Below are 11,680 nucleotides of genomic sequence, written 5' to 3'. Positions count from 1 at the left end.
AAACTTTAATATTCACTCACCATATTTATTAAGCTCCGCTAATTTTTGATTAAGTAGTATTGTCAGTTCGTCTTCATCAAGGCTGTCATAAGGATTTAGAGTATCTGTTTCTGAGGTAATTTTTACCTCAAATTCGATACTATCAGCTAATACTTCTTCTCGCAGATAATTAGTAATACTTGCGATATTAGGATAATCAAAGATTACAGATGAAGATAAAGTACAAGCTAAATTATTTTCTAGCCTGTTTTTAAATTCTATTACCATTAATGAGTTTAAGCCTAACTCTAAGAAAGAGGTTTGTTGAGGAATCACGTTAGTTGTACTTAATCCAGTTACCTCCCGTAATATTTGCTCAATTCCTTGGGATAAAGTTGTTGTTCGTTCATCTATAGGGACAGATTTTAATTGTTCTAATAATTTTGCATTTTGGCTGTTTTCTTTTGGTATGATTACTTCTGCAAAGAATGGTTGGTTGATATTAAAAGCTTGATTAAAAGTAGACCAATCAATATCGAGAATGGCTCCTTGGGAAACGTTGCCCAGAATCAATTTACTAAGATATTCTAGAGCAGTATCAGAAGACATACTTTGAATACCCCAACTAGCAAAACGTTGTTTGTCAATTTCATTTCCTGTATTCCATGCTCCCCAATTGATGCTGATACTTGGTAATCCTAAACTTTGCCGTTGCTGCATTAAAGCATCCATAAAAGCATTAGCAGCAGCGTAACTACTTTGTCCAGGTGAACCGAGGATTACAGCAGCAGAAGAAAAGGCAACGAAAAAGTCTAAAGATAAATTACGGGTGTAACGGTCTAATAATAAAGTACCTTCTACTTTGGGACGCATGACGTTTTGATATCTTTCCCAACTTTGATTACTCAAAAGACCATCATCGAAGACACCCGCCGCGTGAATTACCCCGCGTAAAGGAGGTAAATCTGTGCCAAAACGAGAGAATATTTGTTCTATATCTGCTGCTAAAGTAATATCAGCTTCGATAATTGTAATCTGTGTATTATTTTTAGTTAATGAGGCGAGCGCTTCTGGTTGAGACTTAACATTACGGCTACACAAAACTATATGACTAGCTCCCATTTTTGATAGCCACTCAGCCATTAATAAGCCAAGTTTACCTAAACCTCCAGTAATTAAATAAGCTCCTTCTTTGCTAACTAGCTGTTGTTTTTGTGCTGTAGGAATTGTTGCAGATACTAACCTTGCTCCATAGCGGTTTCCTTGACGTAAAGCTAGGCGCGACTCACTGCTTGAAGTGTGTAATTCGTTGAACAAAAATTCAGCTTCATCAGCTTCTACTGTGGCTGATAAATCCAAACATACACAACGCATTTGGGGATATTCGTTATTAATTACTGCTCCTAATCCCCATAATCCTGACTGTTCAGGTTGTACATAACTATCAGCTAGCACTTGATTTGCACCGCGAGTGAGTAACCATAAATCAGGTAAATTTTTCCACTTATCTGTGATGGTTTGGATTAAGTACAATGCTGCATTACAACTCTTGTAAACTGTATCTGCTTCCCAAGCAAAAATCAACCCTATGGGAAATTCTCCCAATGGATATGCTTCTTGATATAAACGCTCAAAATCAGATTTTTGAGATGGATTGATTACAAAATCATGTTGAGAACGGCATTTATAATCATTACCTATTTCCACAGTAATGACTTGCTCTCCAGCTTGTTTCAATAAAGCTACCAACTGATTCCAAGTTTTATCAGTATGCACAAACACTAACCAAGAATTGTTAGTATTTGCTGTAACACTTGAAATTAAATTCAGCTTTTGCCATTGAACTTGGTAAAACCAATTTTTTTCAGTTTCTTGCCATAAACGTTGTAAAGCTGTTGGATTAGTCCGCCGTGCTACTAAGTCAGTAAACCGAGCGCAAAGCCGTTCTTGTTCATTATAAACATCTACATCTACAGACATTTCCCCGTTAGCATTAGATTTAATATAAATGCGTGTCCAAGCTTGAGAACCGGGATTTCCAAAGAATTCTAATGAAGAGAAACCATAAGGTAAATGCAATTCCTTACCGTGAATTTCTGGAAAAGCCGCGCCAATACTTTGTAAGCAAGCATCTAAAAGCACAGGATGCAGACAATAGCGCTGATCTGCTAAACTGCGATCGATACTAATCCGAGCCTGAGAACCATTTCCTAAATAGCGCAATTCTTGAATAGCTTGAAATTCCTTGCCATAGCTAATTCCCATCTGCTGATAAAGCTCATAAAATCTAGAGATATCAACAGATTCCCCTCTTTCTTTCTCTGCGTCTCTGCGTCTCTGCGTGAGATTTTCATTAATCTCACCACTAACATGAAGAACCCACTTATCCTGTGATGAATCATTACTAAATATCTCAAAACCATAGCCAGATGATTTTTTCGGTTTAAAAATTATCTGCAATATAGTTGGAGATTGAGATAATACTAACCCCTGATGAATCGACACATTTTGTATAATCGCCAACCCATCAGTAAATATTTTCTGGCTAGCTGCTAAAATCGCTTCAATAAAACCCGTAGCCGGAAATAATATTTTTCCAAATACCTTGTGTCCTTCCAAATATTCTGGATTCTCAGAACTTATCTCTCCCTCAAAAATAATTTCTCCTGTAGCCAGCTTTTTAACATCACTAATAAAAGGATGCAATTTAGTTTTGATATCAGCTATAAAAAATTGTGAATTTGACAACCAGTAGCGTTCTCGTTGAAATGGATAAGTAGGTAAAGTAATCCGCGTTCCTTGTTTCAATACCTCTGTCCATTCTATAGAGTAACCATTAACGAAAAGTGTTGCCAAACTTTTGTACATCTGGGCTTGTTCATCTTTTCCAGGTACGATACTCGGTAGCCATAATATTTCTTTGATTTGAGAAGTTAGTCGCGCCATATCCAGCAACACAGGTTTCGGCCCCAACTCCAGAAAACAGCGATAACCACTGTCAATTAAGAATTGGAACCCTTTACCAAAATGTACAGTGCTACGAATGTGGCGTAGCCAATAATCGGGAGTTGCAATTTCTTTACCAATTGGTTTACCTGTGACATTGCTAATAATAATTAAACTTGGTTCATGGAAAGAAATTCTATTTAAAACTTCAGCAAATTCATCAAGCATTGGCTCCATTAAAGCAGAGTGAAAAGCATGAGATACTGCTAATCGTCTAGTTTTATAACTTTGCTCTATAAAAAGTTTCTCTAGTTGATCAACAATTTCATTCAAGCCAGAAATTACAGTAATTGCACCATTAGCTGCGGCAATATTAACTTGATTACTATATGGAGCAATATAAGCTGCTACTGTTTCATAATCAGCATAAATTGCCGCCATAGCTCCATTGTGCGGTAGTTCTCCCATTAAGCGACCGCGTTGGGTAACTAATTGTAGAGCATCTTCTAAAGAAAAGACTCCAGCTAAACAAGCTGCGACATATTCACCAATACTATGTCCTAAAAGTGCCGAGGGTTGTATTCCCCAAGATTGCCATAATTTAGCAAGTGCGTATTCCAGGGAAAACAGCGCTGGCTGTGTAATTTGAGTTTGTTCAAGCAAATCGCTATTTGGCAATTCAAATATTAAATCTAACAGCGATGTTCCTAAAATAGGTTGCAGGATTTTGTCACAAATATCTAGAGTATTTTTAAAGACAGGTTCTTTGTTGTAAAGAGTTTGTCCCATTCCTGAATATTGGGAACCTTGTCCTGAGAATAAAAAAGCTACAGTGGATTCAGTTTCTGATGAAATTGGCGTAATTAAATTTTCAGAGTCATCACCTTTGGGGAAATCAGCAAGTGCTTTTTGTGCTGTGGTGATTGAATCGGCTAAAATACACAATCGATGGCAAAAAATCGGCCTTCCTGTACTTGCAGTAAAACAAGCATCGGCTAAATTTACAGATTCATTTAAAGCGGATTGATAGTTTTTTGCTAACTCTTTGAGAGACTTTTCGGAACGAGCCGAAAGAGGTAAAAGGTAAAGCTGATTATCAGATTGTTGTGAGGAATTAGATGCAATTTCTCCCACAATAATATGGGCATTCGTACCACTAAATCCAAAGGAACTCACACCCGCAATTCGTTCTCGTTCGCTAGGATGCCAGTTTTTACCATGTACTGGAACTTCAAAAATATGAGAACTCCAATCAAAACGGGGATTGGGTTTTTCAAAGTGAAGATGGGGAGGAATTTTATGGTGTTGCAAGGCTAAAACAGTTTTGATTAACCCAGCAATTCCGGCTGCACCTTCTAAATGTCCTAAATTAGTTTTGACAGAACCAATTATTAAAGGTCGATTTTGGGGACGCTTTCCAAAAACCGCAGCCATACTTTCTAATTCAATCGGATCTCCGATCGCAGTACCAGTACCATGAGCTTCGATAAAATCTATTTGCTCTGGTTTGAGTTTCGCTGCATTCAGTGCTTGATGTAATAATTTTTCCTGAGCATCTCCATTAGGTACAGTCAGCCCACTACTGGGGCCATCGTGATTCACGGCTGTACTGTAAACCCTAGCTAAAATGCGATCGCCATTTTTAACTGCTTGACTCAACCGCTTGAGAACAATTATCCCGCAACCTTCACCTCGTACCATGCCATTAGCACTCGCATCAAACGTCTTGCAACGCCCATCAGGTGCAAGCATGTGAGCGCGACTTTCAATTAAGGAAATTACTGGGGTTAAAATTACGTTGACACCACCCGCCAGGGCAACGTTACACTCACCATTACGCAAAGCATTACAAGCCAAATGTACTGCTACTAATGAAGAAGAACAAGCAGTATCAACTGTCATTGATGGCCCTTGCAAGCCCAGTACATAAGAAAGACGACCGGCGGCTACACTAACAGAAGTTCCAGAACCAGTATAGGCATTAATTGCTTCTGGAGCATAACTCAATTGTGCATAGTCTTGAGTCATCGCCCCAACAAAAACCCCGGTTTGACTGTTGCGTAACTGCTGGGGATTTTGTCCCGCAGATTCTAAAGCTTGCCAAGTAGTTTCTAGTAATAGACGTTGCTGAGGATCTATAGCGACAGCTTCGCGTGGGACAATGCCAAAAAATTCGGCATCAAATTGATCTATTTGCTCTAGAAATGCTCCGTAAGGAGAATATATTTTTCCCGGTGCATCTGGATCGGGATGATACCACGCTCGAATATCCCAGCGATCGCCTGGAATTTCTCTCACCGCATCTTTCCCCTGTTCTAAAAGTTGCCAGAATGATTCCAAATCATCTGCACCGCCAGGAAATCGGCAAGCCATCCCTACAATGACAATTGGATCTTCTTCTTGTTGTGGTTTTTCTGAGAGTTTACCGAATAACCCCTCTCCAAACCTCTCCCCCACTGGGAGAGAGGCTTTAATACTTCCATTCCCTTGGGTGTTAAGTTGATGCACCTCAGAGATATTTAAAACTTCTCGCAGTAGATAATCGGCTAAAGTTTCGACGTTGGGAAAACGAAAAGTAATTGTTGTGGGTATAGAGCAATTAAAATCTGTTTGCAGAAGATTGCGAAGTTCTGTGGACGTGAGCGAGTCCATCCCCATATCAAAAAAGCCTTGTTGGGGAGAAACTATTTCATCAGTTGATAGTGCTAATACAGCGGATACGCGTAAACTAATGTGGCTAATTAGCAAATCTCGACGCTGTTTTACAGGTATCGTTTGCCATTGTTCTAAAATATTTGATGCAGTTTGAGATTTAGTTTGTACTTGAGGTAAGAAGTTTTGATAAAAGCTTTGACTAATATAGGGGAAACGTTGCCAATTAATGGCAATTACACCAGCACGGACAACCTTGTTAAACAAGATTTTTTCTAAAGTATTGAGTGCTAAATCAGGTGTGATCGCATCATAACCTTTGGCTGCTAATCTTTCTAAGACGTTGCGATCGACTGCTGCACCAATTTCGCTCCACGGCCCCCAATTGATAACTGTTGCAGGCAAACTATGTGCATGACGATAATAGGTAAAAGCATCTTCAAAAGCATTAGCAGCCGCAGCATTGGCTTGTCCAGCCGAGCCAATTAGGGATACAGCAGAAGTATAACAAACAAAAAAATCTAAAGGATCGTTAAGCGTTAATTGATGAAGTAGCCAAGTTCCTTTCACCTTGGGCGCTAGAACATGGTTAAAACGTTCTGGTGTCAGTCGCAGTAATGTTGTATCGTCTAAAGTGCCCGCAATGTGGAAAATGCCTCGTACAGGGTACTGCGATCGGCATTCTTGTAGTAATATGTGCAGTTTGTCTGCATCTGTGACATCAACATCTTTAATTTCGATATCTGCGTTCAGGGTTTGCAGACTTGTAATAATTTCAGGGGTAAGAGCTTCTGCACCACTGCGACTGCATAATACTAAATGACGAGCGCCACGTTCTATCATCCATCGGGTGGTGGCTAAACCTAATCCGCCTGTACCGCCAGTAATTATATAACAGCTATCTTGACGGAAATTGATGTTTCCTTCTTCTAATTTTAGCTCTACTAAACGCGGAGCAAACCGTTCATCTCCGCGCAAGGCGACGTGGGTTTCTTGTGTATCGCTGTAGATTTCTCGGAATAGTTTTTCTTCTAAATCTTGTTCATTAGGATCTAAATCTATGGCTCTGAAATTTAATTCAGGATGCTCTAGTATTAGGCTTAAAGCAATTCCTAATAAGGAAGATTGTGCTGGAGATGTGAGGGTTGCTAGTTCTTTGGCTGGTACGGAACCTTGGGTGACGAGAATCAGCGCAGGGGGATTTTCTTGTTGTAATAACGCCTGAATTAAAAATAGAAAGCGTTTACAATGAGTTTCTACTTGTTGATAAATTTCGCCTTCTATTTCTTGTAATGGCCAGAGGTAAATGATTTCACGGATTTCTGGGGCTAATAAGAGGTAATCTTCAAGATTGTCGGGATTAATTTGTTGGGGGAAGATGAGGGAACAAGTAATGCCTCGTTGCTGAAATGGGGTGATTAAAGTTTCGGCTATTCCTTTGGAATCGGCAAAGATTAATTCACGCAGAGGCGTGGAGGAGGACACTTGCGTGCGGGGGTTCCCCCCATTGAGCAAAGTGTCCGTCGCGCAGAGAGGAGGAAGGTTGTTTTTGGCGATGATTATACTTTGTTTTAATAGGTTGTGTGTCTCTGGACTGGTTGGTTCAATAATATTAGTTTCCGCAAACCCATGATTAGTAAGTAGGTTTTGCCAATGTTTTGTATCTAGTAAAGGATAGCCATTGCGGTGGGGATCTTTACTGCATAGCCACCATCCTTCTGTTAAGCCGAAGGTTAAATCTATCCAACGACGTGCGCCGGTACTTTCTAATAGTATTAGTAGGGCGTTAGGTGCTATTAGGGAATGTACGTGTTGGAGTGTTTTGTCAATATCTGCTGTTGCATGGAGGACGTTGGCGGCAATAATAATATCAAAACTTCCAGGGAGAAAACCTTGAGCAAGCGGATTTTTTTCTATATCTAATGTTTGATATTTTATGAAGGGATAATGGGCGAAATTTTCTTTGGCTCTGGTTAAAAATCTAGAGGAAATATCGGTAAATACATATTCGATTTGACCATTATTTAAATGCGGTAAAATTGCAGTGGTGGCTGATCCTGTTCCGCTTCCAATTTCTAAAATTCTTAGCTGACGATTTGTTGGTAAGTTTTCTATTGCACATCTAATAGTTTCTGCAACTAGTTCATTCATCAACTTAGCCCCAGCCGCATCAGAATATACAGATGCGATCGCATTTAAATCGCCTTGAGGAAATAGTAGTTCTAATGGTTCAATTTGACGACGCATTACAGCCGCTAAAGCTGAACCACAACCTTCTATGAGGTTTATTTCTGCAAGGTAATCAGGAAATTCGCTGCGAAGGTGTGGGATTTGTAATTGAGATGAAGATGTACTAGGTTCTTTTGCTAATAACCAGCCATCTTTTTGTTGAGTAACAATTCCTTCTTCGGCTAGTATGGCGAAACACCGCGATAATAAGGGACGATAAAAATCAACTACTCCACCTTGATCCGCAATTGTTTCTTCTTGATAAGTTTCACCTAATTTCGGTTCCCAGTTAAGCTTTTTTAAACCTTCCCATACATAACTTACGCTTAAACTTTCCATCTCACCCAGCAAGCGTTCATATTGACGCAATTTATCCGCCAATTGCTGTTCTAATTGCTGTAGGTTGACTTGAGTTTTAATTACATCAGGAGTAAGTAAATAATCTCTACCATCAGGTAATAATGGTGGTAAAGTAATCCATTCTTCTATATAAGATTGAGCTTGGCTTTCATGGTGGATAATTTCTTGGCGTTGAACTGATTTGAGTTCAAATCCGGTAATTGCTACTAGTAATTCGCCTTGTTCTGAATAAATATCAATGTTAGAGACAATCAAATTATGAGAGCTTTTGGTTAGTCTAACTGCACTGATGACGCTATCACCTGGAGAGCGGAAAAATTGGAATTTAGCAATGCGGATTGGTACATAAGTTACAGATGACTCTTGCTGAAATAATATAGCTGCAATCGCCTGAAAACAAGCGTCAAGCATTGCTGGGTGAAAATGATAGTTTTTCGCTTCTAAACGTAGAGTATCGGTTAACTTAATTTGAGCGATCGCACTATTTTTACCACGCTGAAGTTTATTGATTAGCTGAAAGCTAATACCGTAATTTACTCCAGATTTTTGGTATGTTTGATAAAATGAATTAATCTCAACCTGTTCTGGACATTCCGCTTCTATTTCTTCTAGATTTTGGGTAGTTAAATTAATTGATTTTAACTTCTCAATTTCTCCAGTAACGAGTACATCCCAATTATCGCCAGATTGATTATATATGCAAAAACTTTCTTTTTTATCGAGTTTATGCTCAATAATTAATTGTAAAATATCTTCTGTATCTTGAAGCAACAGGGCTTTGATAAATTCAATATTTTCTAAACTAACGGCGTTACCTTCTCCCGCCGCTAAAGCCATTTCAATAAATGCTGCACCAGGAAAGATAGGTTTATCAAAAACTTGATGTTCAGCTAAAAATCCTGGGTTGTGCTGACTAATATTAACTCGATATTGAATAGAAGATAGAGGAGAAGATAGGCGATCGCCTAATAAAGGATGTCCATAGTTATGAAATTTGCTAGCTGAATCCTGCTGATTATTAACAGGAGTTACCCAGTAGCGTTTGCGGATAAAAGGAGAATTTGGTAAACTAATTTTTTGTCCTGGTCGAGAGCGATGAAATTCTTTCCAATTAATATTTACCCCTCTTACATATAGTTCTGCTAAGACAGTTTGTATTTGCTGATAGTTGCTACCATCTTTTACTAAACTACACAACCACAGGATTTCGCTTGCAGGTAAATTTTGACGACCAATATTAACTAGTGTGGGCTGAGTGCCAATTTCTAGAAATATTTGATAGCCCATCTGATGCAGAGTGGCAATTCCTTTGGCAACATTATCTGATTGACGCAGTTGTTGCACCCAATAATCAGCAGTTTTAATAAAATTATTAACAACTTTACCATTAATACTGGAAATTAAAGTGAGTTGGGCATTATGATAAGAAACTTCTTCAGCTACCTTTTGAAAAGCTAAAGAACTGTCTTTCCCAAGTTTTTGTTTTAATAAAAGAGCGCGACTTGCAACCAACTTAACTGCATCTTCAACAGAAAAAACTCCAGCTTGTTGAGCCGCAACATATTCACCCAAACCAGAACTTAAAATTGCACAAGGGCGAATTCCCCAAGACTTCCAGAGTTCACAAAGAGCATATTGCAGAGCAAATAAAGCAGGTTGCACATATAAATCTTGATTATGCTCAAGTAACTCTTCTAGAGAAAAATTTAAATAACTTTGGAACAAGCGATCGCATTTAACAAACGCCTCACGAAATACAGGCTCTTCCCCCACACCAGGAGATATCACTCCCTCATCATTACAAAGAAAAGCAATCTTCGTATTTCCTTGCGCCTCACCACAAATAACCCCTCCTTCTACCTCTGCGCTTCTGCGCCTCTGCGTGAAATTCCGAAGCTCCTCCCGAAAAGCGTCAGTACTAGAAACCAACAAAGCTAGTCGTTGTTTATGGTGAAAACGACCTGTATTTAAAGAAAAGGCAATATCATTTAAATTTAAATCATCATCAACATAGTCAATAAAACGATCGGCCAACAGATGTAAACGCTCTTCATCTTTAGCAGAGAGGGTAATTAGTAGGGGGAATGTTGTTTGAGCCGGAGACTGTACTTGAGGAGGTTCGCTCAAGATTACATGAGCATTGGTTCCCGATGCTCCAAATGAACTGACTCCCGCAGCTTTTATCTCGCCATTACTGACAGTCCAGGGACGAGTTTGTGTCACCACATCAAGGGGTAAACTGTCCCAATTAATATGAGGATTTGGTGTTTGGAAATTGAGATGAGCCGGAATTTCCGAATTATATATAGATAATACAGTCTTGATTAAACCAGAAATCCCCGCCGCCGCCGCCAAATGACCGAGATTTGTCTTGATAGAACCGACTAACAAAGGTTGGGATTTAGAGCGGTTGACACATAAAGCATCAGCGATCGCTTTTATTTCAATGGGATCTCCCAAAGCCGTACCAGTACCGTGAGCCTCGATATAATCAATGACATCAGCACTCAGACGCGCGTCATTGAGAGCTTCACGAATTAAATCTGTCTGCACAGGGCCATTAGGAACTGTAAAACCGCCACTTGCTCCGTCATTATTTACGGCTGTTCCGCGAATTAACGCCCAAATGCGATCTCCATCTTCTAAGGCTTCACTTAACCTTTTTAAAACAACAACTCCGCAACCCTCGCCAATCCCAAACCCATCAGCGCTTGCGTCAAAGGTTTTGCATCTACCATCAGCCGCTAACATCTGATTTCTGCACAATGCGATGGGTACTTCCGGCGTGAGAATCAAATTCACACCTCCCACCAAAGCCTGTCTGCATTCCTGCGATCGCAAAGAACGACACGCTAAATGAATCGCCACCAAGGAAGAAGAACAAGCCGTATCCACAGCCAAACTAGGGCCGTTAAGATTCAACAAATAAGAGATGCGTCCAGCCGCAGCATTGATATGATTTCCAGAGATATGATAAGCACCAACCGTGCTGTAGTCTCCCCCTGGTGCAATCAGACGAGTATAATCATTATTTGTAATCCCAATAAAAACCCCAGTTTTGCCAACTCTAGAAGCAGGCGCAGCCATAGCAGCATCTTCCAACGCCTCATAAGCAACTTCTAACAGCAACCGTTGCTGAGGATCAATATGCAAAGCTTCCCTCGGTGCAATCCCGAAAAATTGCGCGTCAAACATCGAGACATCATCAATAAAACCGCCTTGAGACACATAGATTCTACCGGCTTTCCCCCGATCTGAATCATAAAAATCAGCAACATTCCAGCGATCGCGCGGTATATCTCTCAGCGTATTACCACCAGCCTTTAAAAAAGACCAAAACGCCTGGGGAGTAGAAATATCATTACCAAAGCGACAACCCAAACCAACAACTGCGATCGGTTCACCTTCTCTCGCTTCAACAGCCTTTAATCTCTCCTTCGCCTCATTCAGCGCCTTAAACACCCTAGCTTGGACAGCCTTATCATTCTCCATTTCCTCTCCTTCTCTGCGGCGG

Annotated in this window: 1 protein-coding gene; it reads right to left on the bottom strand. The window is 39.9% G+C overall.

The annotated features are described in order from the left end of the window. Positions 1-12: 12 nt before the first annotated feature. Positions 13-11,658, bottom strand: coding sequence for a type I polyketide synthase (locus CDG77_RS10275; RefSeq protein ID WP_094329290.1), 11,646 nt, complete (start codon positions 11,656-11,658; stop codon positions 13-15). Between the last annotated feature and the right edge of the window lie 22 nt (positions 11,659-11,680).

Source organism: Nostoc sp. 'Peltigera membranacea cyanobiont' 213, assembly GCF_002245975.1.
Lineage (GTDB): Bacteria > Cyanobacteriota > Cyanobacteriia > Cyanobacteriales > Nostocaceae > Nostoc.
This window is presented reverse-complemented; position numbering and strand designations above follow the sequence as displayed.

Bases quoted from the DNA above. Each gene is read 5' to 3' on its own strand.
- CDG77_RS10275 (WP_094329290.1), bottom strand. From the start codon at position 11,658: ATGGAGAATGATAAGGCTGTCCAAGCTAGGGTGTTTAAGGCGCTGAAT.